A 22946-nucleotide genomic window follows, 5' to 3' on the forward strand; every position below is an offset into this window, starting at 1 on the left:
CGATGCCCAAGGCTGACATCGACTGGCAAGCGCTGGAAGCTGCTGCGAAGCAGGCCATGGAGAAGGCTTACGCGCCGTACTCCAGGTTCCCGGTGGGGGCTGCGGCCCTCACCGAGGACGGGCGCATCATCAGCGGCTGCAACGTGGAGAACGCCAGCTACGGCCTGACGCTGTGCGCGGAATGTGCCCTGGTGGGCCAGTTGCACCTGGGCGGGGGAGGCAGGCTGGCTGCGTTCTACTGCGTTGACGGCCAGGGCAACGTCCTCATGCCGTGCGGCCGGTGCCGCCAGCTGCTCTACGAATTCCGGGCACCCGGAATGCAGCTCATGACCACGCAGGGAATCAAAACCATGGACCAGGTGCTGCCTGACGCCTTTGGTCCCGAGCACCTGGAGGAAAGCACGTGACAAGCACCGAAGCGTTCGACGCCGTCCAGATCATCACCATCAAACGGGACAAGGGCACGCTCACCCCGGAACAGATCGACTGGACGATTGATGCCTACACCCGTGGCGTCATCGCCGACGAACAGATGGCTGCGCTGAACATGGCCATCCTGCTCAACGGCATGGACCGCGACGAGATCTCGCGCTGGACGTCGGCGATGATCGCCTCGGGGGAGCGGATGGACTTTTCGTCGCTGACAAAGCCCGACGGCGGCAGGAAACCTACCAGCGACAAGCACTCCACCGGTGGGGTCGGTGACAAGATCACCCTGCCGCTGGCGCCCCTGGTGGCGGTGTTCGGCGTGGCGGTGCCGCAGTTGTCCGGAAGGGGACTAGGCCACACCGGGGGGACGCTGGACAAGCTCGAAGCCATCCCCGGATGGCGGGCCAACCTCAGCAACGCCGAAATCATGGCCCAGCTTCAGGACGTAGGGGCTGTGATCTGTGCTGCCGGATCGGGGCTGGCTCCTGCGGACAAGAAGCTGTACGCCCTGCGGGACGTGACCGGCACTGTTGAAGCCATTCCGCTGATCGCGTCCTCGATCATGAGCAAGAAGATTGCCGAGGGCACCGGCTCGCTGGTGCTGGACGTCAAGGTTGGCTCCGGGGCATTCATGAAGGACGAAGCCCGCGCCCGGGAACTCGCGGAAACCATGGTGGCGTTGGGCAAGGATGCCGGGGTGCACACGGTTGCGCTGATGACCGACATGTCCACCCCGTTGGGACTCACTGCCGGCAACGCCATCGAGGTGGAGGAATCGGTAGAGGTGCTGGCGGGCGGAGGCCCGGAAGACGTCGTCGAACTGACCGTCCGCCTGGCCGAAGAGATGCTGGCCGGTGCCGGCGTCCATGACGCCGATCCTGCCGCGGCCTTGAAGGACGGGCGCGCCATGGATGTCTGGAACCGCATGATCGAAGCACAGGGCGGCGATCCGCGGGCTGCGCTGCCGGTGGCCAGGGAGTCAGAGGTTGTCTATGCTCCGGCGGACGGCGTGCTGGTGGAACTGGACGCGCTCTCCGTGGGCGTCGCCGCCTGGCGCCTGGGTGCGGGCCGGGCCCGGAAGGAGGACCAGGTGCAGGCAGCTGCCGGGGTACGCTTGCACGCCAAGCCCGGTGCGTTGGTGCGGGCGGGGGAGCCGCTCATGACGCTCCTCACCGACACCCCGGAAAAGTTCGACCGTGCCAAGGAAGCGCTGCGGGACGCCGTGGTGATTGCTCCAGAAGGATCCCGTCCTGCCCGGCAGCTGATCATCGACCGCATCGCCTAGGCTTAATGTTCCGGGTTGTCCTCCCGTGGGCACCCGGAACACCAGCCTCCCGGTGCCCATGGTGCCGGCTACCCGAAGGAAACCGTGCAGGGCATCAACGATTTCATTCTCGCCGCGGCAGAGCAGCCCTGGGTGCTGGTCCTGGTGCTGGCGTGTTGTCTGATTGACGGTTTCTTTCCCCCAATTCCGAGCGAGTCCGTGGTGGTCGGTTTGAGCGCCGTGTCGGGCAGCGGGGGGTCTCCCAACGTCTGGTTGCTGGCAGTGGTGGCAGCCGTGGGGGCTTTCTCCGGCGATAACATCGCCTATCTCATCGGCCGCCGGATCGGCGTCCAACGGTGGCGGTGGATGCGGACCCAGCGCATGCAGGGAGCCTTCCGCTGGGCGGGCAAGGAATTACGACGGCGGGCGGCCTCGCTGATCATGGTGGCGCGGTTCATCCCGATCGGACGCGTGGCGGTGAACCTGACCGCTGGGGCCACGCATTTCAACCATCGCCGTTTCGTGGCGCTGACCAGCCTTTCAGCCATCCTATGGGCGGCGTACTCGGTGGTCCTCGGATACTTTTTCGGGGTCTGGTTCGAGCACAACCATCTGCTGGGCGCAGTGATCGCGATCGTGGTGGCCGTGATCCTGGGGATCATCATCGACCGCATCATCAGCAAGGTCCGCGGATCGACTCCCCTGGAGAACGGCAAGGTGGAGGCCGATGACCTGAGGGAAACCGGTCCGGCCAGGAACGTCCCGGAGGGCGAGGCGCCTTCTCCACCCACGGTATGACGCCACGGGGTGCCCAAGATCAGTCCGGCGGCTGACGGCGGAACCAGGCCGTCGCGGATAGCGTTAAGTTTGTGATCCCGCAGGCTGGGGCGTAGCGAACGACGTCCCGGCCATGGGACACTTAGAGCGACTTCCGTCACAGTGTCAAGTCATATTCGCCGAGGAGCTACCGCCGCGTGGAGTTTTTGAACCAAATGCTCGAGCATGCAGCCGGGCAGCCGTGGATTTATCCGGTACTCCTTCTGTTCTTCTTCATCGACGGTTTTGCCACTATCCTCCCCAGTGAAACAGCCATTGTGGGGCTCTCGGCGCTGTCCCTTCACAGCGGGGAACCCAATCTTTGGATCCTGGGTACCACGGCCCTGATCGGGGCCATGGCCGGGGACAACATGGCGTACCTGCTGGGCCGCAAGATCGGCCTGACCCGGTGGAAGTGGATGCGCCGGCCCAAGGTGCAGAAAATGTTCGCCTGGGCCCAATACGAGCTGGACAAGCGGGGCGCGGTGCTGATCTTCACGGCCCGTTACATTCCGTGGGGACGCGTGGCCGTGAACTACGTGGCAGGCCAGACCGGGTTCCGGCACCGGACGTTTTTCTGGCTGGACGCCTTCGCCTGCATCACCTGGGTCGGCTACTCGATCGGTATTGGATTGCTCGCCGGCCAATGGGTGCACAACAACCCGTTGCTTGGCGTGGGAATCGCCGTGGCGTTCGCCGTGCTCCTGGGGATCGTGGTGGACCACGCCCTGCGCTGGTGGCACAAGTACCTGGAGAAGCGGGACATTGCCCGTGACGAGGCTGCCCGCGCGGAGGTGCCCCTGGTTGCAGCTGCCGAGATGACGCATCAACCGGCAGCTGCAGGCGACGTTTCCAATCCTGCTGGCTAAGCTCCCTGCCGTCCCCCTACAGTGGGGTACGTGACTGAGCCCATTGTTGACGCTGCCCCTGCCCTCGACTTCGACCTGAAGAGCCTGCCCAAGGTTTCCCTGCACGACCACCTGGACGGCGGGCTCCGCCCGGCCACCATCATTGAGCTGGCCGAGGCTGTAGGCCACACACTGCCCTCCACGGATCCCGTGGCACTGGGCGAATGGTTCCGGGAGTCCGCCGACTCCGGTTCCCTGGTGCGCTACCTCGAGACGTTCGACCACACCATTGCCGTGATGCAGACCAAGGACGGTCTGTTCCGGGTTGCCAAGGAGTTCGTTGAGGACCTCGCCGAGGACGGTGTGGTGTACGGCGAAGTCCGGTGGGCCCCTGAACAGCACCTGCAGAAGGGCCTGACCCTGGACGAGGTCGTGGAGGCGGTGCAGGACGGCCTGGAAGCCGGCGTCGATGCTGCCGAAGCCCGCGGCCAGCAGATCCAGGTGGGTCAGTTGATCACCGCCATGCGCCATGCCGATCGCGGCCAGGAAATTGCCGAACTCGCGGTCCGCCACCGGGCCAAGGGCGCTGTGGGCTTCGATATCGCCGGAGCCGAAGACGGCTTCCTGCCCTCGCGCTTCAAGGATGCGTTCACGTACCTGGCGGAGAACAATTTCCCCGCCACGGTCCATGCCGGTGAGGCCGCCGGGCTGGACAGCATCCAGTCGGCGCTGGTGGACGGCCGTGCCCTGCGTCTGGGCCACGGGGTTCGGATCGCCGAGGACATCTCGGTGGAGTTTGAGGACAACGCGCCCGACGACGGCGAAGGCACGGTCGGCATGGTGACGCTCGGCGGCGTGGCCGCCTGGGTGCGCGACCGCGGCATCGCCCTGGAGATCTGCCCGTCCTCCAACCTTCAGACCGGTGCAATCTCCACTTTCGGCGAGGGCATCGAAAGCCACCCCCTGGACATGCTCTTCCAGCTGGGTTTCAAGGTCACCATCAACACGGACAACCGCCTGATGAGCGGCGTCAGCCTTGCGGATGAGTTCGAACTCCTGGTGGAGACCTTCGACTACGATCTCGACGACCTGCTGGAACTGACGCTGAACGCGGCCGAAGCAGCGTTCCTGCCGCTGGATGAGCGCGAGGCCCTGGTCGAGTACATCAACGATGCCTACGCCAACCTCGGCTGACGGCATCGATCAGCTCATCACAACAATCAGTGCCTTGCGGGAGCACTGCCCGTGGATGGGCGCGCTCACCCACGAGTCCCTGGTGGAGTACCTGATCGAGGAAGCCTATGAAGTGGTGGACTCGATCGAGGCTGGTGCTGTTGATGATGAGCTTCGCGGTGAGCTGGGCGATGTGCTGCTTCAAGTAGTACTTCACGCCCGGCTCGCCGAGGAGCGGGGCAGCTTTGACTTCGAGGACGTAGCACGGGACATCAACGCCAAGATGGTCCGGCGGAACCGGCACGTCTTCAAAGCGGACGGTTCCCTGCAGGAGAGTTTCCCGGCGAGTGTAGAGGAAATCATCCTCAAGTGGGACGCCGCCAAACGCGCGGAGAAACCGGAACGTGCCGATCCGTTCGAGGGCATTCCGCCGCACCTTCCGGCGTTGGCGGCAGCGCAGAAGTCACTGGACCGGGCTGCCCGCGCGGGCCTGTCCGTAGCCGCCCAAAGCCGCCCGGCCGGCGTCGTGGTTCCTCTCATCCCGGCCTCGGAAGAGGCGCTGGGGGAGCTGCTGCTGGCCGTCGTGGCGGGCGCGCGGGAACAGGGGCTCGATGCCGAACGGGCCCTCCGCAAGGCCGTACGCGCTTTCCAGGACCCTCCCGGCCCGGCTTCGTGACGTTAGTCTTGTGAATCCGTGCCGTAACCTGGCCCCCTCTCGACTACGCTAGTAGCGACGAGGACGTTGAGAATTTCCCTCCACATTCCTGTAATTCGCCCATAAGGAGCACATCCATGGCGCTTATCGATGCCATCCACGCCCGCGAGATCCTTGATTCCCGCGGAAACCCGACCGTAGAAGTTGAGGTTCTGCTCTCCGACGGCCAGATCGGCCGCGCAGCAGTTCCCTCCGGTGCCTCCACCGGTGAGCACGAGGCTGTTGAGCTTCGCGACGGTGACAAGGGCCGCTACCTCGGCAAGGGTGTCCAGAAGGCTGTTGACGCCGTCATCGACGAAATCTCGCCGGCCCTCATCGGCTTCGACGCCACGGACCAGCGCAGCATCGACCAGGCCATGATCGACCTCGACGGCACCCCGAACAAGGGCAAGCTGGGCGCGAACGCCATCCTGGGTGTCTCCCTGGCCGTTGCCAACGCTGCTGCAGCATCCTCGGACCTGCCGCTCTACAAGTACCTGGGCGGTCCGAACGCCCACGTCCTGCCGGTCCCGCTGATGAACATCCTCAACGGTGGTTCCCACGCCGACTCCGACGTGGACATCCAGGAATTCATGATCGCCCCCATCGGCGCCGAAACCTTCTCCGAAGGCCTGCGCTGGGGTGTTGAGGTCTACCACAACCTCAAGTCCGTCCTGAAGGAAAAGGGCCTCTCCACCGGCCTGGGCGACGAAGGCGGCTTCGCGCCGAACCTGCCCTCCAACCGCGCTGCCCTTGACCTGATCCAGGAAGCCATCAAGAACGCCGGCTACACCCCGGGCACTGACATTGCCCTGGCCCTGGATGTCGCTTCCTCCGAGTTCTACAAGGACGGCACCTACCAGTTCGAAGGCAAGTCCTTGAACTCGGCCGAAATGAGCGCCTACTACGCCGGACTCGTAGAGGACTACCCGCTGGTTTCCATCGAGGACCCGCTGGACGAGAACGACTGGGAAGGTTGGAAGACCCTCACCGACACGATCGGCGACAAGGTCCAGCTGGTGGGTGACGACCTCTTCGTCACCAACCCGGTCCGCCTGCAGCAGGGCATCGACGCCGCTACGGCCAACTCCCTGCTGGTCAAGGTCAACCAGATCGGTTCCCTGACCGAGACGCTCGACGCCGTTTCCCTGGCCCAGCGTTCCGGCTACACCACCATCACCTCGCACCGCTCCGGCGAAACCGAGGACACCACGATCGCCGACATCGCCGTTGCCACCAACGCCGGCCAGATCAAGACCGGTGCCCCGGCCCGCTCCGAGCGCGTTGCCAAGTACAACCAGCTGCTGCGCATCGAAGAAGAACTCGACGACGCCGCACGCTACGCCGGCCGCAGCGCGTTCCCGCGTTTCAAGGGCTAGCCTTCCGCGAAAACAGCTGACCGGTGGCTATGGTGGAAATGACCATAGCCACCGGTTCCGTTTAACGCTTGCCTGCAGAACCGCGGGCTGAGCCGGACCAAAAGTCCACGCAAGGCGCAGGGCAAGCGCACAACCGCCAGGCAAGCACCGGGCATTACAGGAGTGTCATGGCTACCCGTCGTCCAAAGGTCCCCAGGGCCGACGCCCTTGGAGGGTCCTCCCGAAAGGACCGGCCGTCCGGCACGGCGGCCACCCCTGCCAAGAGTGATGCCGGCGGTGGAGACGTCATCAAGGCCGAGTTCGGCGGCGCCCGTACCGGGACAGGAAGTCCCACGGCACCCCCGGCCGCAGCTGCGTCCGGTAAACCGGCAAAGCCTGCCGCCAAATCCTCCGCACAGCCCGGGAAACCCGAACCGTCAGAGGTCAAGGACAACGATCCCGTACCTGCCAAGGCCTTCTCCGGCAGGATGCTCGCGCTGGCAGTGGTGATGATTGCGATCACCATCATGCTGGCGCCAACGGTGCGTATCTTCTTGGAAAAACGGGCAGAAATTTCGGCGCTGGAAGCCGAGATTGCGGGCCGCAAAGCCGAGCAGGCCGAGCTCAACAAGCAGCTGTCACGATGGCAGGACCCCAACTACGTGAAACAACAGGCCCGCGACCGCATTAACATGGTTATGCCGGGTGAAACGGGCTACTGGGTATTTGGCGGGGAAGAAGCCGCCGGTACCCCGGGTGGCCGCACCGGCTCCGGATCATCTGCCAACCCGGCGAACCTGCCATGGGTTGATGCGTTGTGGGAGTCCATCAGACGATCGGCGACAGACTAGACGCGGTGCCCGCCGCCGTCGTGTCCGCATGGGACACGGCAACAAGGGCAGGAAGGTTGGCAGCGCTCGTGGAAGAGAACACGGCAGCAGTGCCGCAGGAATCCCGGCAGCCGTCAGCACATGACCTCGACGTCCTCAGCCGCCAGTTGGGCAGGCCGGTGCGTGACGTCGTCGAAATTCCGGCCCGCTGCGTTTGCGGCAACCCGCTGGTGGCCGCCACCGCACCGAGGCTCAGCAACGGCACGCCGTTCCCCACCACGTTCTACCTGACCCACCCCGTCATCACCTCCGCGGTGTCCCGGCTGGAGGCCGGCGGGCTGATGAACGAGATGAACCAACGGCTCACAGAGGATACGGAACTGGCCGGGGCCTACCGTGCGGCTCATGAGGCCTACCTCCAGGCCCGCAACGACATTGCCGGGCGCTCGGGAACCGGTTCCGTCCCGGAGATCGACGGTATTTCCGCAGGTGGGATGCCCACGCGCGTGAAGTGTCTCCACGTCTTGGTGGGGCATTCCCTGGCTGCGGGGCCGGGGGTCAACCCGCTCGGCGATGAAGCATTGGAAGCCATCGCGGAGTGGTGGACCAAGGACCGCTGCTACTGCGATGGTGCCTGGGAAACGGCCGGCGAAGCTCCGTCCAGGGACCTGAGCCGCCACGGTCCGCAAGGCCTGCCGGACATCGTGGGCCGCCCTGCGCCGGTCCGGAAAACCAAGCTTCAGGACGTTGAACCGGGGGATGATGCATGAGCAGGGTTGCAGCGATTGACTGCGGAACCAACTCCATCCGATTGCTGATCGCCGACGTCGCCGGGGACACCGGCGCACCGCCGCTCACGGACGTGGTCCGGGAAATGCGCGTGGTCCGGCTTGGCCAAGGTGTGGACGCCACCGGCGAGCTTGCTCCCGATGCCTTGGAACGTACTTTTGCCGCTGCCAAGGACTACGCCGCGCTGATCAACCACCACGGTGCCGGCGAGGTCCGGTTCGTGGCGACCTCGGCAACCCGGGACGCCCGAAACCGCCAGGTATTTGTCGACGGTATCGGCGACCTCCTGGGCGTGGAGCCGGAAGTCATTTCCGGTGACGAGGAAGCCGCCTTGTCCTTCGCAGGCGCCAGCAGCGTGCTGCCGGTCCAGGGTGAGGACGCCGTGCTGGTGGTTGACCTTGGCGGTGGCAGCACCGAGTTCGTCCTGGGTGATGCCAACGGGGTGATCGCTGCCCGGTCCGTGGACATCGGCTGCGTCCGGCTCACCGAACGCCACTTGCGCAACGATCCCCCCACTGCTGCGCAGATCGCCGCAGCAGAGGCCGACGTCGACGCCGCCCTTGTCGAGGCGGCCCTTGCCGTTCCGCTGGACCGCGCCTCTGTTGTGGTGGGTGTGGCGGGTTCAGTCACCACCATTACGGCCCATGCACTGGGCCTGACGGAATACCAGCCCCACCGCATCCACGGTGCCCGCCTGGACCTGGAAACCATCAGCGATGCCGCCACCAGCCTCCTGGAGATGACGCGGGCCGAGCGCGCCGTTTTGCCCTACATGCACCCCGGACGCGTGGACGTCATTGGAGCCGGAGCCCTGGTGTGGCGCCGTATCCTGCAGCGCCTGTCGGATGTCAGCAAAGGCTCCGTCAACGGAGCCGTCTCCAGTGAGCATGACATCCTTGACGGCATAGCCTTGAGCATCCGGGATTCTGCATGACGTTGACGCGTCGACGCTCCTTTTCCGCTGCCATGTCGGTCCTGCTGGCCGGTGGCGCACTGGCAGGGTCCCTCTATGCGGCGCCACCTGCTGCCGCGGATGCCTGGCGGGACAAAGAGTACTGGCTGAAGGAGTCCGGTATCACCGCAGCCTGGGAAGTCTCCAAGGGAGCGGGCGTGAAAGTGGCTGTCATCGACAGCGGCGTGGACGGCAACCACCCTGACCTGCGCGGAGTTGTCACCGGGGGAGCGGATGCCTCCGGCGCGGGAGCTTCCAACGGCCAGAAGAGTATCGGCGCCAAACCGGAGCACGGCACCCTGGTAGCCACCATGCTGGCGGGCAGGGGTCATGCCACGCCCACCGCCTCACCGTCAGCCTCGCCCTCGGCTGTTCCTCCTGCCCCGGCACCTGCCGGCGGGCCGGACGGCATGGTGGGGGTTGCCCCTGAGGCCCAGATCCTCGCGGTCTCCACGTGGCTTGGCTCGCCCAATCCCGGCGGCAAGACGGACCAGGAGCAGATTCCGGACGCTGTCCGCTGGGCCGTGGACAACGGTGCCAAGGTCATCAACATCTCACTGGGCAGCACTTCCCCGGACTGGCCGCAGAGCTGGGACGCCGCGTTCCTCTACGCCGAACAGAAGGACGTGGTCATAGTGGCGGCGGCCGGAAACCGCGTGGGAGGCAACGTCCAGGTGGGTGCTCCTGCCACGATTCCCGGCGTCCTGACGGTGGCAGGGCTGGACGGCGAGGGCAAGGCCAGCATCGATTCCTCGTCCCAGGGCATCAGCATCGGCGTGGCTGCACCTGCTGAGAACCTCGTGGGCGGCATGCCCGGCGGCGGCTACGCCGAATGGGCCGGCACCTCGGGAGCTGCTCCGATCGTTTCCGGCGTAGCTGCCCTGATCCGGTCCAAGTGGCCGGAGATGAGTGCCAGGCAGGTCATCAACAGGATCGTCAGCACGGCCAAGGATGCCGGGGCCCCGGGGAAGGATCCGATTTATGGCTACGGGATCCTCAATGCCGAGGCCGCGCTGAAGGATGATGTGCCGGCTGCTGCCGCCAACCCCTTGGGGTCCATTGCGGACTGGATCCGAGTGCACCGCCGCGGCGACTTCAGCACTCCGTCGCAGGCTCCCGTCGCCAGCCCCACCAGCGCAGCACCCACGTTGGCCGATCCCACGGTGCCCGTCGCCAGGACACCGGCGCAGGTGGATGATGCCCTGCCTGCCGCGGTGGTGCTGGGCTTTGGGGCATTGTTTGTCCTGATCATCGCAGGTGCCGCCATCCAGCTGCGGCGCGTAGCCCGCAGTGCCCCGGCGCAGGCCGAGGAGGCCGACACCGGCGTGATGGAGGCAGTGGATCCGCCCGCCAAACCGTAGTTAGTGAAGATTTTCACAAAGTACTGTACTCTGGTGTCATGGCAACCACCCCAGAGCTCATTGACCGTCCGCGGGTTCTCGTCGTAGGCGGCGGCTACGTCGGCCTGTACGTAGCCCTCAAACTGCAGAAGAAGATCGCGAACGCAGGTGGCATCGTCACCGTCGTCGATCCGCTGCCCTACATGACCTACCAGCCGTTCCTCCCCGAGGTGGCCGGTGGCAACATCGAGGCACGCCACGCCGTCGTGTCCCACCGCAAGCACCTCAAGCAGACTGAGCTCATCCAGGGCCGCGTCACCAGCATCGACCACGCCAACCGCACGGCAGTGGTTGCCCCCTCCGATGGCGGCGCCCCGTTCGAGGTTCCGTACTTCGACGTCGTTATTGCCGCAGGTGCCATCACCCGCACGTTCCCCATCAAGGGCCTGGCGGACAAGGGCATTGGCCTGAAGACCATTGAGGAAGCCGTTGCATTGCGCAACAAGCTCCTGGAGCGCATTGAAGCCGCTTCCACCATGACCGATCCCGCCGAACGCGCCAAGGCCCTCACCTTCGTGGTGGTCGGTGGCGGTTTTGCCGGCATCGAGTGCCTCACCGAAATGGAAGACCTCGCCCGCGCGGCAGTGCGCAACAACCCGCGCATCCGCCAGGAAGAAGTCCGTTTCGTCCTGGTCGAAGCCATGGGCCGCATCATGCCCGAGGTCACGGCACCGCAGGCTGAATGGGTCGTCGAGCACCTCCGCAGCCGCGGTATCGAGGTTCTGCTCAACACCTCGCTGGACAGCGCCGATGGCACGCTCAAGCTCATCAACCTGCCGGACAAGACTTCCGCAGGCGAGGTCGAAGCCGACACCCTCGTGTGGGCTGCAGGCGTTCAGGCCAACCCGATGATCCGTTCCACGGACTTCCCGTTGGAGCCCCGTGGCCGCGTCCGCGTCCTGCCGGACCTCCGCATCGCCGGTGACGAGGGCATTATCGAGAACGCCTGGGCCGCCGGCGACATCGCCGCCGTCCCGGACCTGACGGGCAAGGGCCTGCCCGACGGCACCTGCGTTCCCAACGCACAGCACGCGCTGCGCCAGGCCAAGAAGCTCGCCAAGAACCTTTGGGCTTCCCGCTGGGACAAGCCGCTGCACGACTACAAGCACAAGAACCTTGGCGCTGTGGCCGGCTTCGGCGAGTGGAAGGGCGTTGCCAACATCAACCTCCTGGGCCGCATCGGCCTCAAGGGCGGCCTCGCATGGCTGGCACACCGTGGTTACCACGGCATGGCCATGCCTACCGTTGAGCGCAAGTTCCGCGTGATCTTCGGCTGGATCCTGTCCTTCTTCGCAGGCCGCGACACCACGCAGCTGATGGACCTGGACAACCCGCGCGGTGCATTCGTTGCCGCAGCCACCCCGGCCCCCAAGCCGGCCGCCGCTCCCGCGCCGGCCCCGGCTCCGGAGAAGCCCGCCGAGGAGAAGACCCCGGTGACGGCTGACGCCAAGTAGCAAACGCCCGACGGCGGCCGCCCACTTCAGGTGGGTGGCCGCCGTCGACGTTTAACCGCAGACCGGCCGCCCGGACGGCCCCTAGACTGTTCCCATGCCCGGCGAAACCGACCTCACCACGCTGCTCCAGTCCATGCATCCTTCCCTCCGGGAGGGAGATTATGTGTACGCGTTGTGGCCGCACGGCAAGCCCTTGGAGGGGGAGATCGAAGCCGCTGTCCGCGAGGCGGAAGGGCTGACCGTGGTCCTGCATCGCGGGGAGGCGGACCGGCTGGGCCTGGCCTACGACTTTGTTGCTTCCTGGATCACGCTGCAGATCCATTCGGCTTTGGAAGCCGTGGGCCTCACTGCGGCCGTCAGCGCAGCGCTGACGCACGCCGGGATCAGCTGCAACGTCCTGGCCGGCTTCCACCACGACCACTTGCTGGTGCCGTCGGCTGACGCGGACCGGGCCCTTGAAGTGCTGCGGCTGCTCTCGCGTGGCATCGTTCTGCGCAACGAGCGGCCCGAGGACCGGCCGGCGATCCTCGCCTTAACGTCCCGGGCGTTCTCGATATCCCCGGTGACCGGCGCCCCGGTGGACGGCATACCCGTCGAAGTGGGGCTGCTGCAGGAACTGTTCGACTGTGCGGAGTACTTGCCCGGGTTCAGCATCGTGGCCGAGATGGGCGGCGACATTGTGGGCCACGTGATCAGCACGCGCGGGTGGGTGGACGGCCTTGAACTCTTGGCCCTGGGCCCTATCGGCGTGGAGCCGACGTTGCAGCGCTGCGGGATCGGCTCGGCGTTGATGCGCGAAACGCACGCGCGGGCCGCTGCCGCGGGGGAACCGGGCATAGCCCTCCTTGGCAGTACCGCCTATTACCCGAAATTCGGCTACATTCCGGCGACCAGTGCCGGGGTAGCGCCTCCCGAGGAGGTGTGGGGCGACCACTTTCAACTGCTAACGCTGCCGGGATGGCCCGATGGCGTCCAAGGCACCTTCCGCTACGCGCCGCCGTTTGAACGCCTCTAGCTGGGATACCATGGTCCGGGCGCCCCAGTAGCCCAATTGGCAGAGGCATCGGACTTAAAATCCGCGTGTTGTGGGTTCGAGTCCCACCTGGGGCACTGCCGGGAGGGAAAGTTCTGAACTTTCCCTCCTTCTGCGTTTTTGCACTGTGGGCAGACTCCCAGCTTTCGTGTAGATTCCCCACAGGCAACGAGTGTTATAGGGATGTGACCTGAATCACTTATTTTCGCCAGTCAATTGCATTAGTTTGAGTCTTAATCAGGAACACCTGAGTAAATCGCATCAAAGGCAGTTCGCACCTTTCGATCGAGGAGACAACGAATGTTTGATCTTTCCCCAGCGGCGCCCCGAGCCGCCAAGCTAACCGCGCTTGGCATTGGGGTCGCTCTTCTGGCCACAGCTTGTGGTGGGTCTTCGACGCCGACCACGACTGGGTCTTCATCCGCCGCGGCGGCAGGGATCTCCTGCCCGGCACCGAGCGGCGGGGCGGGAGCCGGCAACAGCCAGGCTGCCTCCAACACGGGACCTGTGCCTCCCTCGACTACCACCACTGACACGCCGCTCAAGATTGGTTCGCTCCTGCCGACAACGGGGTCGCTGGCGTTCCTCGGGCCACCTGAAATTGCCGGTGTGAACCTGGGCATCAAGGAAGTCAACGACGCCGGTGGTGTCCTGGGCGCTCCGGTCTCGGTAGTCCACCGCGACTCCGGTGACACCAAGACGGACATCGCCACACAGTCCACCACGGCCCTCCTTGGCCAGGGCGTGAGTGCTGTGATCGGCGCAGCATCTTCGGGTGTCTCCAAGACGGTCATCAACCAGATCACCGGTGCCGGCGTCATCCAGTTCTCGCCTGCGAACACCTCGCCCGACTTCACCACCTGGGATGACAAGGGCCTGTACTGGCGTACGGCTCCCTCCGACGTCCTCCAGGGCAAGGTGCTCGGCAACTACATGGCCACCTGTGGCGCCCAGACCGTTGGCATGATCGTCCTCAACGACGCTTATGGCACCGGCCTGCAGAAGAACGTCAAGGAAGCCTTCGAGGCAGCCGGTGGCAAGGTCGTTGCAGAAGAACTCTTCAACGAAGGCGACTCGCAGTTCAGCAGCCAGGTGGACAAGGTCCTCGCGGCCAAGCCGGATGCCATCGCCCTGATCACCTTCGACCAGGCCAAGAGCATTGTTCCGCTGATCACCGGCAAGGGCATCAAGCCCACGCAGCTGTTCCTGGTTGACGGCAACACCTCCGACTACAGCAAGGACTTCCAGGCCGGCACCTTGAAGGGCGCACAGGGAACCATCCCCGGCACCTTCGCCAAGGATGCCTTCAAGCAGAAGCTGCTCGCCATCGATCCCGCCCTGAAGGACTACTCCTACGCAGGCGAGTCGTATGACGCCGTGAACCTCATTGCCCTGGCGTCCGAGGCCGCCAAGAGCACCAAGGGTCCGGACATTGCGGCCAAGCTCAAGGAAGTCTCCGAGGGCGGCGAGAAGTGCTCCGACTTCGGCTCCTGCGTCAAGCTGCTCCGCGAGGGCAAGGACATCGACTACGACGGCCAGTCCGGCCCGGTGACGTTCTCCGACGCCGGTGACCCGACCGAGGCGTACATCGGTATCTATGAGTACCAGGATGACAACACCTACAAGCCGGTCCGGGAAGAGTTCGGCAAGCTCTAAGCCGCAACTCCCTCCGCCCGCTGACCAACAGGCCCCCTTCCACTCCGGTGGAAGGGGGCCTGTTTCTTTAGGACTCCGTGAGCACTCTCTCAACCATTTCCACACCCTGTTGTGCGAAGCCGTGGTCTCCAATTCCATGTGCCCACACCACCGTACCCACCGCTTGGTCCAGGTTTTCGAGCCGCCACACGGCATGCTCCTCCGGGCTGGACATGGTCTGTCCGAAGCCTTCGTGGAACGCGTCCGCGAGGTCAGGGGCCGTAAGGAACTGCTGGTGACTCAGCCGGACCAGATCATGCACCCAAGGGCGCAGGTCTGCGCGGCCGAAATCGATGACTTTCACCTCGCCGGCGTCGCAAAGCCAGTTCCTTGGCTGGTAGTCACCATGGGACGTCACCAGCGCAACCGGGCAAAGCTCGACGGCGGAGACCTCCTTGATCAGGTGGCTCACCATGGACTGCGGCAGCACATCCCTCGCCTTATCGATCAGGGCATTGGTCCGGGCGCTTAATGACCGCATGTAACTCCGCGACATACCAGCCGGACGATGAAGCCGTGCCAGAACTGCCCCGGCTTGGCGATATACGTCCGGGGAGCTTTCAGCAGGACTGCCGGCAACCAGCGTTCCCTCAAGGTATTGGGTAACGAGCAAGCCCTCTTCCGGCGCAGAGAACAGAAGTGTGGGAACTTTCCCCTCCAGCCCGTCCATGCCCCTGGCATAGGCGGCGATCTCACGGCGGATATGGTGGCTGGTTCGGCTGGCCTTGACGATGAACTTGCGTCCATCCATGCTTTCCACGTGCAGCACCGTGGTGTCTTGCAGTGGCCACGAGTAGTCGCCCACCACGGTAAAGCTGCCCAACCACGCGACGAGCAGGCTGTGTTGCCTCTCGCTGATCGACTCAATCACCAACCCAGAATGCCATGCCTGCGGGGCGATCCGCGTTGCCAGCCTGCTTTGCGTGCTGTGGGCGGGGCACGACGGGCGGGTGGGTGTGCGGCTGCCACCTGCTTTGGGGCTTCTCAGGGTGGACACGCCGGGTTTTCGGGGCTTTGGGGGGGCTGTGTGGGCTCGAAGTAGGTGGTGGCGGTACGGGGGTCTGGGTTTGCGGTGTCATCCGGAGCGGGAGGTTCGACGGCGGCGCGTGGGTGAGTGCCGTCGTCGTGGGTTTGCGCTTGTGGGAGGTGGGTGTGCGGCTGCCACCTGCTTTGGGGCTTCTCAGGGTGGACACGCCGGGTTTTCGGGGCTTTGGGGGGCTGTGTGGGCTCGAAGTGGGTGGTGGCGGTACGGGGTCTGGGTTTGCGTCTGTCACTTGGAGCGGGAGGTTCGACGGCGGCGCGTGGGTGAGTGCCGTCGTCGTGGGTTTGCGCTTGTGGGAGGTGGGTGTGCGGCTGCCACCTGCTTTGGGGCTGGTCAGGGTGGACACGCCGGGTTTTCGGGGCTTTGGGGGGGCTGTGTGGGCTCGAAGTGGGTGGTGGCGGTACGGGGGCGGGAGGGCCCAGCAAAACGTTGGCCCCGGCTCAGCAAGCTGAACCGGGGCCAACTAGTGCTGTGCCGTACTTGTCAGACTTCGTCCGCGAGGGTACCCAGATACAGCTGGATCACCTTGGGGTCCTTCATAAGTTCACGGCCGGTGCCGGTGTAAGCATCCTTCCCTTGGTCCAGGACGTAGCCCCGGTCGCAGATCTGCAGGCAGCGGCGGGCGTTCTGCTCCACCATGATCACGGAGACTCCGGCCCGGTTGATCTCGTGGACACGCAGGAAAGTCTCGTCCTGCTTGACGGGGGAGAGGCCTGCGGACGGTTCGTCCAGCAACAGGACCGCAGGGTCCATCATGAGTGCCCGGCCCATGGCCACCATCTGCCGCTCGCCACCGGACAGCGACCCAGCCCGTTGTGCGCGGCGCTTGGCGAGTTCGGGGAAGAGGCTGGCAACAAAGTCAAAGCGCTCCGTGAAGGCTTTGGGCCGCTGGAACATGCCCATCTGAAGGTTTTCCTCGATGGTCAGGGTGGCGAAAACGTTGTTCGTCTGGGGAACAAAGCCGACGCCTTGTGTGACCAGCTTGTTGGCCTTCAGCCCGGTCAGGTCCTGGCCCCGGACAACCACGGTGCCGGAGTGGATCTTCACCAAACCGAACATGGCCTTCAGCAGCGTGGACTTACCCGCGCCGTTGGGGCCGATGATGCCGATCAGTTCGCCCTTCCGGGCTTCGATGCTGCAGCCATTAAGGATGTTCACGCCCGGCAGGTACCCGGCCACCAGGTTGGTGACCTTGACGACGGCGTCGCCAACGGGAGCCGCTGAAGGGGCAGCAGCCATGGGGCTTGCTCCACTCATTTTTCCCCCTCGTGCTTGGTCTCGGTGATGTCGGTAGACAGGATCCCGGCGTCTTCGGTGCCCACCACGGACTCATCGTCCGCCTCGAGTTCGGCTTCGAGTTCCTTGATGCCCTCAGCGTCGCCGAGGTCCACGTCATGGTGGGCGCCGAGATAGGCATCGATGACGGCGGGGTTCTTCATGACCTCACCGGGCGGGCCTTCGGCCACCACCTTGCCCTCGGCCATGACCACCACCCAGTCGGCGATGTGGCGGACCATGTTCATGTCGTGCTCGACGAACAGCACGGTCATGCCCTCGGCCTTGAGGTTCTTGATGTGGTCCAGGAGCGACTGGGTCAGTGCCGGGTTCACGCCCGCCATGGGCTCATCCAGCATGACCAGCTTGGGGCGGACCATGAGGGAGCGGGCCATTTCGAGGAGCTTGCGCTGCCCGCCCGAGAGGGAGGCAGCGTAGTCATCCTTCTTGGCGTCCAGCTTGAACTTCTCCAGCAGGAGGTCCGCCTGGGCGGTGATCTCCTTTTCGCGTCCTCCCCAGATCCCTTTGAACAATGCCTTGGAGAGGCGCTCGCCGGGCTGGTTGGCTGCGCCGAGCCGCATGTTCTCCATCACGGTCAGCTTGCCCATGACCTTGGTCAGCTGGAACGTCCGGACCATGCCCATGCGGGCCACCTTGTAGGAGGAGACACCGGCCAGGCTGTTGCCCTCGAACTCCCACTTGCCGGAGTTGGGGGTGTCAAAGCCCGTCAACAGGTTGAACAACGTGGTTTTGCCCGCGCCGTTGGGGCCGATCAGGGCGGTGATCTTGTGGCGGGGAATCTCCAGGTATTCCACGTCCACGGCATTGATGCCGCCGAAGGACCGGGTGACGTTCTCCGCGACGACGATCGGGTCGCGCTTCTTGCAGCCGGGGGTGTTGTCCCCGACGGCGATGGGACGGTTATCCGTCATGTAATCGATGGTGTCAGCGTTTTGACCGTTGGTCCCGCTGTTGGTCTCGCTCATGTGAAAGCAAGCTCCTTCTTGTTGCCGAAGACGCCTTGCGGCCGGAAGATCATCAGGAGCATCAGGGCCACGCCCACCAGAATGTAGCGCAACTGGCCTGCCTGTACCGTGGTCAGCCAGGTGATGGCTCCGGATTCAATGAGTCCATAGAGCACGCTCTGCGTCAGGGAAAGAACCACCCAGAAGATCATGGCGCCGATCACCGGACCCAGGACCGTGGCCATGCCGCCCAGCAGGAGGCATGTCCAGAGGAAGAAGGTGAGTTCCGTGCCGTAGTTGGATGGCTGGACCGCGCCGCGGGGGAGCGTGAAGATCATGCCTGCCAGGGCGCCGAGCACGCCGCCGATCACCAGGGCCTGCATCTTGTAGGAGTACACGTTCTTGCCGAGCGACCGAACGGCGTTCTCGTCTTCGCGGATGCCCTTCAGGACACGGCCCCACGGGCTGCGCATCAGGAGCCACACCAGGACACAGCAGATGATGACCAGGCCCCATCCGACAACACGGATGAAGAAGTCCCTGTTGTTCATGCCCATGTAGGAGCCTTCAGGGAACGGGTTCATGGAGTAGAAGCCGCCCTCGAAGGCCGCCAGGCCATTGGCCGAGCCCGTGACACTGGTCAGCTGGTTGGTGGTGACCACGTACCGGACGATTTCGGCGGCGGCGATGGTGACGATTGCCAGGTAATCCGCCCGCAGCCGCAGGGTGGGGATACCGAGGATGAAGGCGAAAATCACCGAACACAGCACCGCGATGAGCAGGCCGATGAAGAACGGCACCTCGAAGGACAATGTCGAGATAGCGAAACCGTAGGCACCCACGGCCATGAAGCCTGCCTGGCCGAAGTTCAGCAGGCCCGAGTAGCCGAAGTGGACGGCGAGGCCCAAAGCGGCGAGTGCGTAGGCCGCCGTCGTTGGACTGAAAAGTTCGCCCAGGGCGCTGGAAAGAATAAAACCGAAGTCCATGGCCCGCTCCTAACCCACACGCTCACGCCGGCCGAGGATACCCTGGGGCCGGAACAGAAGGACAACGATCATGATGAAGAGGGCGCCAACGTATTTAAGGTCGGCGGGCAGCCCGAACACGGTGGTCAACTCCACGAAGATGCCCACGACGATTGAACCGATCAGTGCACCGAACACGGTGCCGAGGCCGCCCAAGGTGACGCCCGCGAAGATGAGCAACAGGATCTGGGAGCCCATGTCGAAGGTAACGCCGGGCCGGTAGTACGCCCAGAGGATGCCGCCGAGGGAAGCCAGGACGCCGCCGACGATCCACACAATCCGGATCACCGAGTCAACGTCGATGCCGGACGCTGCCGCCAGGGCCGGGTTGTCGGCGACGGCGCGGGTTGCCTTGCCCAGGCGTGTCTTCAGGAGGACGAAGCCGATCAGGCCAATGACCACGGCGCTGATGATGAGCGACCACAGGTTGTTGGGCGAGATGGAGACCGGTCCAATCTGGATCTCGGCGCTCTGTGCGCCCGGCAGTTGCTGGGTTGCACCACCGAAGAAGAACTGGATGACGTAGCGGATGGCCAGTGCGAGGCCGATGCTGACGATCATCATGGGGACAAGGCCGGAACCGCGGCGCCGCAGGGGGCGCCAGAGACCGGCGTCCTGGACGTAGCCGAAGAGCCCGCCGCCTACCAGGGCCAACAGGATGGCCAGCCAGAAGGGGAAGCCAAAGCCGTTAAACAGGAACACGAGCACCGCGCCGAGCGTGACCATCTCACCGTGCGCGAAGTTGGTCAGGCCGGTGGTTCCAAAGATCAGGGAGAGGCCTACTGAGGCCAGCGCCAGCAGCAAGCCGAAACTGAGGCCGGCCACCAGACGGTTGAGGAGGTTTTGTCCGAAGTCCTGTTGCTGGATCACGATGCCTTTGCCGAAGGCGAAGATCACGGACAGGTTGGATGTCTGGCTGAACGTGACATCCCTGGGGTTCTCCTGGCCCTCGGCGAGCGTGATTCCCTCCGGCAAGGTAGAGGTGTCAAGCTCGATCGTGTAGGTGCCCTGCACCGGTACTCCGATGTTCCAGGCGCCGTTGGAGCCCGAGGTTGCCTCACCCTCGAACCCGTTTCCGGAGGCCTTGATCTTGACGCCGGAGATCGGTGCCCGGGCGTCGTCGCGGAGGAACCCGCTGATGTTGTTCTGGAATGTTGTTGGTGATGGCGAAGGCGAGGGGGTGGTTGCCTCCGCCGCCGGTGCGGCGATCAGCAGAGTGGCGATGAGGGCGGCGAAGAATGCGCCCACAGCTCTCTGCAGTCCCTTGGACCGTCTCATGGACGGGTCGCGCAGTGTGCTTCTCAAAATGGAAACCTCCACAGTGGGGGTGGTCCCGGCAGCGCCATTGCAGCCGGTGCGAACGGTCATGGGCTTCGTGGACAATTCTTGCCTAAATGCCGCGATTGTGACTTAGGTCACCCATGTGTGGCCTATGTTACCGCTCGGGGGGAACAAAAAATCCCCACTTCAGGGCCCCTAAGGTAGCGATCAGATAACAACTGTGGCGTCACAGGCAACCTTCGGAGGGGGAAGGCGGGCGACTTACGACGGCTGCAGGGGCCTGTCGTGTCACGGTTCAGTGTCGTCTGGGTGAACAGGGGAACTTTCCCTGCCCTGAACGCGTGGTAATTGGTACCGTGAATTATCACTTAGCCCTTTTTCAGGAGGACACCCGCAATGGCACTTGGCGGAAACCCGATCTTCAACGGAAAGAATTTCCGTGGAGCCACACAGGCGCCGCCTGTTCCGCAGAACCCGTACGGCCAGCAGTTTAACCAGGTCCCAGGCCGGGCACCCGGCCAGGTCATGGACGCCCAGTCCGCCTGGGCGGCGCAGCAGCAGAACCTGACGCACGAACAGCTGCAGCAGATGTACAACCAGCCGGCTGCAGGTCCTGCGGACACCGGACGCATGACCTACGACGACGTCATCATGAAGACCGTCATGTGCCTGGTGGTGCTGGTCATCGGCGCCGCAGTCACCCTGTTCGTGGCTCCTGCCCTGGCTACCATGCTCATGATCGTCGGCGCGCTGGGCGGTTTCGTCCTGGCGCTGGTCAACACGTTCAAGAAGCAGCCGTCGCCTGCCCTGATCCTTGCTTACGCAGGCCTTGAGGGCCTCTTCCTGGGTGGCCTCACCCGCGTTCTCGACGGCATGTTCCCGGGCGTCGGCCTTCAGGCAGTCATCGGCACCTTGGCTGTCTTTGGGGTCACGCTGCTGCTGTTCAAGAGCGGCAAGGTCCGTGCCACCCCCAAGATGATCCGCTTCTTCATGATCGCCACCATCGGGTACGCAGTCTTCGCGCTGATCAACCTCGTGATGATGTGGACCGGTGCTGTGCAGGAGCCTTTCGGCCTCCGCACGAGTTTCGAGATCGCGGGCATCCCGCTGGGTGTCTTCATCGGCATCCTGGCCATCGGTCTGGCGGCGTTCTCGCTGATCATGGACTTCACCAGCATTGAGGAAGGCGTTCGCGCCGGTGCTCCCGAGCGCTACTCCTGGACCGCTGCCTTCGGCCTGACTGTCACCCTCGTGTGGCTCTACGTCGAAATCATCCGCCTGCTGGCGATCCTGCGCGGCGACGACTAACGGCATCCGTTCCGCTGCACGTGCCCCGAAGGGAAACCTTCGGGGCGCGTCCCGTTAAGAGACCCTTCAGCTCAAGCGCTCGAACACGACCGCCATTCCCTGGCCACCGCCAACGCACAAGGTGGCCAGCCCCAGGGTCTGGTCGCGGTCCTGGAGACCATTGAGCAGCGTGGTGGCCATTCGCGCACCGGTCATCCCGAATGGATGCCCCAAAGCGATCGCACCACCGTGGACGTTCAGCTTCTCCGGGTCGATCTGCAGCTCGCGTGCGCTCGCTATGACCTGGACGGCGAAAGCCTCGTTGAGTTCCACCAGGTCAATGTCCTCCATGGTCAGCCCGGCAAGGGCGAGGGCCCGGCGGGTGGACTCCACCGGCCCCAGGCCCATGATCTCCGGTGAGAGCGCACTGACGCCTGTGGACACAATCCGCGCCAGGGGCTGGAGCTCCAGTTCCCGTGCCCTTGATTCACTCATGACCACCACAGCCGCGGCGCCATCGTTCAACGGGCAGGCATTCCCGGCGGTGACGGTACCTTCCGCACGGAACACCGGCTGCAATGCCGAGACCGCCTCCAACGTAACGCCCGGCCTGGGGGAGTCGTCCCGATCCACCACAGTGCCATCTTTGCGGGTGTACGGGGTGATGTCCCGCGCGTAGAAGCCGGACGCGATGGCTGCCTCGGCCCGGTTCTGACTGGTGACACCCCATTCGTCCTGCTCCCGCCGGGAAATGCCATACGTCGTGGCCACGTTCTCGGCGGTCTGGCCCATGGAGATATAGATATCCGGCAACCGCCCGCCAAGCCGGGGGTCGGTCCAAGGGATATTGGACGCTGCCCGCGCCGCCGTCCGCTGTGCTGCCGCGCCGAACAATGGGTTATGGTTGGCCGCGTCGGTTTCCCCGGCACCGGCCCAGTCTTTATAACGGGAGACACTTTCCACCCCTGCGGACACCACGGCGTGGGCTTCGCCTGCTTTGATCGCGTGGAAGGCCATGCGCAATGTTTGCAGGCTCGACGCGCAGAACCGGTTGACGGTCGCAGCGGGAACGCGGTCAAGGCCTGCGAGCACGGCAACAACCCGCGCCATGTTGGAACCGGCCTCCCCGCTGGGCTCCGCACAGCCGAGCAGGATGTCGTCCAATCCGGTCCCGGGGCCGCTGGCCGGCTCGAACCCCGGGAGCTTGGCCAGGGCAGCCTGCACCATGGCCGTGGCGAGGTCGTCGGGGCGTTCGTCCTTGAGGGAGCCCTTGAAGGCCCTGCCGATCGGGCTTCTGGCAGTGGAAACGATCACAGCCTCAGTCATGGGCCCAGCT

Annotated in this window: 21 protein-coding genes and 1 tRNA gene; 16 read left to right on the forward strand and 6 right to left on the reverse strand. The window is 64.7% G+C overall.

The features are described from left to right. Positions 1 to 2: 2 nt before the first annotated feature. The 15 genes from ACUYMZ_RS07135 to ACUYMZ_RS07205 all read left to right on the forward strand — a co-directional run bounded on the left by ACUYMZ_RS07135 (position 3) and on the right by ACUYMZ_RS07205 (position 14696). Positions 3 to 407, forward strand: a complete 405-nt coding sequence (locus ACUYMZ_RS07135) for a cytidine deaminase (RefSeq protein ID WP_426006455.1) — start codon at positions 3 to 5, stop codon at positions 405 to 407. Next, positions 404 to 1714 carry a thymidine phosphorylase gene (locus tag ACUYMZ_RS07140; RefSeq protein ID WP_426006456.1) on the forward strand — a complete coding sequence of 437 codons (1311 nt, stop codon included), beginning with the start codon at positions 404 to 406 and terminating at the stop codon, positions 1712 to 1714. The genes ACUYMZ_RS07135 and ACUYMZ_RS07140 overlap by 4 nt, the downstream gene beginning before the upstream one ends. Positions 1715 to 1798: 84 nt before the next feature. Further along, positions 1799 to 2491 (forward strand): DedA family protein, encoded by a 693-nt coding sequence (locus ACUYMZ_RS07145; protein WP_481605832.1) that lies wholly within the window; start codon positions 1799 to 1801, stop codon positions 2489 to 2491. 194 nt (positions 2492 to 2685) lie between these two features. Beyond that, positions 2686 to 3378, forward strand: coding sequence for a DedA family protein (locus ACUYMZ_RS07150; RefSeq protein ID WP_426007501.1), 693 nt, complete (start codon positions 2686 to 2688; stop codon positions 3376 to 3378). Positions 3379 to 3408: 30 nt separating this feature from the next. After that, complete coding sequence (locus tag ACUYMZ_RS07155) at positions 3409 to 4551, forward strand: adenosine deaminase (RefSeq protein ID WP_481602579.1); 1143 nt, start codon at positions 3409 to 3411, stop codon at positions 4549 to 4551. Next, positions 4529 to 5206: a MazG nucleotide pyrophosphohydrolase domain-containing protein gene (locus ACUYMZ_RS07160; RefSeq protein ID WP_481602580.1), complete on the forward strand. Its 678-nt coding sequence runs from the start codon at positions 4529 to 4531 to the stop codon at positions 5204 to 5206. The genes ACUYMZ_RS07155 and ACUYMZ_RS07160 overlap by 23 nt, the downstream gene beginning before the upstream one ends. Positions 5207 to 5322: 116 nt before the next feature. Then, complete coding sequence (gene eno, locus ACUYMZ_RS07165; protein WP_426006459.1) at positions 5323 to 6603, forward strand: phosphopyruvate hydratase; 1281 nt, start codon at positions 5323 to 5325, stop codon at positions 6601 to 6603. Positions 6604 to 6770: 167 nt separating this feature from the next. Continuing rightward, entirely contained in the window at positions 6771 to 7433 is a 663-nt protein-coding gene (locus tag ACUYMZ_RS07170; protein WP_481602581.1) for an FtsB family cell division protein, read from the forward strand. Positions 7434 to 7501: 68 nt separating this feature from the next. Beyond that, complete coding sequence (locus ACUYMZ_RS07175) at positions 7502 to 8182, forward strand: DUF501 domain-containing protein (protein ID WP_481605834.1); 681 nt, start codon at positions 7502 to 7504, stop codon at positions 8180 to 8182. After that, positions 8179 to 9135, forward strand: a complete 957-nt coding sequence (locus tag ACUYMZ_RS07180) for a Ppx/GppA phosphatase family protein (RefSeq protein ID WP_481602582.1) — start codon at positions 8179 to 8181, stop codon at positions 9133 to 9135. Before ACUYMZ_RS07175 ends, ACUYMZ_RS07180 begins: the two co-directional genes overlap by 4 nt. Then, positions 9132 to 10514 (forward strand): S8 family serine peptidase, encoded by a 1383-nt coding sequence (locus ACUYMZ_RS07185; protein WP_481602583.1) that lies wholly within the window; start codon positions 9132 to 9134, stop codon positions 10512 to 10514. Before ACUYMZ_RS07180 ends, ACUYMZ_RS07185 begins: the two co-directional genes overlap by 4 nt. A gap of 38 nt (positions 10515 to 10552) precedes the next feature. Further along, positions 10553 to 12007 (forward strand): NAD(P)/FAD-dependent oxidoreductase, encoded by a 1455-nt coding sequence (locus ACUYMZ_RS07190; RefSeq protein WP_426006464.1) that lies wholly within the window; start codon positions 10553 to 10555, stop codon positions 12005 to 12007. A gap of 94 nt (positions 12008 to 12101) precedes the next feature. Further along, on the forward strand, positions 12102 to 13022 hold the full coding sequence (locus tag ACUYMZ_RS07195; RefSeq protein ID WP_481602584.1) for an N-acetyltransferase: 921 nt from the start codon (positions 12102 to 12104) through the stop codon (positions 13020 to 13022). A gap of 21 nt (positions 13023 to 13043) precedes the next feature. Further along, positions 13044 to 13117 (forward strand) — tRNA-Leu (locus ACUYMZ_RS07200). A gap of 223 nt (positions 13118 to 13340) precedes the next feature. Next, positions 13341 to 14696 (forward strand): ABC transporter substrate-binding protein, encoded by a 1356-nt coding sequence (locus tag ACUYMZ_RS07205; protein WP_426006466.1) that lies wholly within the window; start codon positions 13341 to 13343, stop codon positions 14694 to 14696. Positions 14697 to 14763: 67 nt separating this feature from the next. On the opposite strand, the gene ACUYMZ_RS07210 is transcribed toward ACUYMZ_RS07205, so the two are convergent. The 5 genes from ACUYMZ_RS07210 to ACUYMZ_RS07230 all read right to left on the reverse strand — a co-directional run bounded on the left by ACUYMZ_RS07210 (position 14764) and on the right by ACUYMZ_RS07230 (position 20410). Then, the gene (locus ACUYMZ_RS07210; protein WP_481602585.1) at positions 14764 to 15606 is read right to left on the reverse strand and encodes a phosphotransferase family protein; all 843 of its coding nucleotides are present in this window, start codon (positions 15604 to 15606) and stop codon (positions 14764 to 14766) included. A gap of 654 nt (positions 15607 to 16260) precedes the next feature. Beyond that, positions 16261 to 17034, reverse strand: a complete 774-nt coding sequence (locus ACUYMZ_RS07215) for an ABC transporter ATP-binding protein (protein WP_426006469.1) — start codon at positions 17032 to 17034, stop codon at positions 16261 to 16263. After that, a complete protein-coding gene (locus ACUYMZ_RS07220; RefSeq protein WP_442423505.1) occupies positions 17031 to 18038 on the reverse strand; it encodes an ABC transporter ATP-binding protein in 1008 nt (335 codons plus the stop codon). Before ACUYMZ_RS07220 ends, ACUYMZ_RS07215 begins: the two co-directional genes overlap by 4 nt. Next, the gene (locus ACUYMZ_RS07225; RefSeq protein WP_426006471.1) at positions 18035 to 19003 is read right to left on the reverse strand and encodes a branched-chain amino acid ABC transporter permease; all 969 of its coding nucleotides are present in this window, start codon (positions 19001 to 19003) and stop codon (positions 18035 to 18037) included. The genes ACUYMZ_RS07220 and ACUYMZ_RS07225 overlap by 4 nt, the downstream gene beginning before the upstream one ends. 9 nt (positions 19004 to 19012) lie before the next feature. Next, positions 19013 to 20410, reverse strand: a complete 1398-nt coding sequence (locus tag ACUYMZ_RS07230) for a branched-chain amino acid ABC transporter permease (RefSeq protein WP_426006472.1) — start codon at positions 20408 to 20410, stop codon at positions 19013 to 19015. A gap of 309 nt (positions 20411 to 20719) precedes the next feature. Here ACUYMZ_RS07230 and ACUYMZ_RS07235 point away from each other — a divergent pair, with 309 nt between their 5' ends. After that, positions 20720 to 21631, forward strand: coding sequence for a Bax inhibitor-1/YccA family protein (locus ACUYMZ_RS07235; protein ID WP_426006473.1), 912 nt, complete (start codon positions 20720 to 20722; stop codon positions 21629 to 21631). A 66-nt stretch (positions 21632 to 21697) separates the two neighbouring features. Here the strand turns inward: ACUYMZ_RS07235 and ACUYMZ_RS07240 are convergent, their stop codons facing one another. Further along, positions 21698 to 22936, reverse strand: coding sequence for an acetyl-CoA C-acetyltransferase (locus ACUYMZ_RS07240; RefSeq protein WP_481602586.1), 1239 nt, complete (start codon positions 22934 to 22936; stop codon positions 21698 to 21700). Positions 22937 to 22946: the final 10 nt, after the last annotated feature.

It is taken from the genome of Arthrobacter sp. T572, assembly GCF_056780115.1.

What these genes read in the sequence shown, in the direction of transcription:
- ACUYMZ_RS07235 (WP_426006473.1), top strand. Translation starts at nt 20,720, where the DNA reads ATGGCACTTGGCGGAAACCCGATCTTCAACGGAAAGAATTTCCGTGGA.
- ACUYMZ_RS07225 (WP_426006471.1), bottom strand. Translation starts at nt 19,003, where the DNA reads ATGGACTTCGGTTTTATTCTTTCCAGCGCCCTGGGCGAACTTTTCAGT.
- ACUYMZ_RS07185 (WP_481602583.1), top strand. Translation starts at nt 9,132, where the DNA reads ATGACGTTGACGCGTCGACGCTCCTTTTCCGCTGCCATGTCGGTCCTG.
- ACUYMZ_RS07180 (WP_481602582.1), top strand. Translation starts at nt 8,179, where the DNA reads ATGAGCAGGGTTGCAGCGATTGACTGCGGAACCAACTCCATCCGATTG.
- ACUYMZ_RS07190 (WP_426006464.1), top strand. Translation starts at nt 10,553, where the DNA reads ATGGCAACCACCCCAGAGCTCATTGACCGTCCGCGGGTTCTCGTCGTA.
- ACUYMZ_RS07205 (WP_426006466.1), top strand. Translation starts at nt 13,341, where the DNA reads ATGTTTGATCTTTCCCCAGCGGCGCCCCGAGCCGCCAAGCTAACCGCG.
- ACUYMZ_RS07230 (WP_426006472.1), bottom strand. Translation starts at nt 20,410, where the DNA reads ATGACCGTTCGCACCGGCTGCAATGGCGCTGCCGGGACCACCCCCACT.
- ACUYMZ_RS07195 (WP_481602584.1), top strand. Translation starts at nt 12,102, where the DNA reads ATGCCCGGCGAAACCGACCTCACCACGCTGCTCCAGTCCATGCATCCT.
- ACUYMZ_RS07135 (WP_426006455.1), top strand. Translation starts at nt 3, where the DNA reads ATGCCCAAGGCTGACATCGACTGGCAAGCGCTGGAAGCTGCTGCGAAG.
- ACUYMZ_RS07150 (WP_426007501.1), top strand. Translation starts at nt 2,686, where the DNA reads ATGCTCGAGCATGCAGCCGGGCAGCCGTGGATTTATCCGGTACTCCTT.
- eno (WP_426006459.1), top strand. Translation starts at nt 5,323, where the DNA reads ATGGCGCTTATCGATGCCATCCACGCCCGCGAGATCCTTGATTCCCGC.
- ACUYMZ_RS07240 (WP_481602586.1), bottom strand. Translation starts at nt 22,936, where the DNA reads ATGACTGAGGCTGTGATCGTTTCCACTGCCAGAAGCCCGATCGGCAGG.
- ACUYMZ_RS07170 (WP_481602581.1), top strand. Translation starts at nt 6,771, where the DNA reads ATGGCTACCCGTCGTCCAAAGGTCCCCAGGGCCGACGCCCTTGGAGGG.
- ACUYMZ_RS07220 (WP_442423505.1), bottom strand. Translation starts at nt 18,038, where the DNA reads ATGAGCGAGACCAACAGCGGGACCAACGGTCAAAACGCTGACACCATC.
- ACUYMZ_RS07160 (WP_481602580.1), top strand. Translation starts at nt 4,529, where the DNA reads ATGCCTACGCCAACCTCGGCTGACGGCATCGATCAGCTCATCACAACA.
- ACUYMZ_RS07215 (WP_426006469.1), bottom strand. Translation starts at nt 17,034, where the DNA reads ATGAGTGGAGCAAGCCCCATGGCTGCTGCCCCTTCAGCGGCTCCCGTT.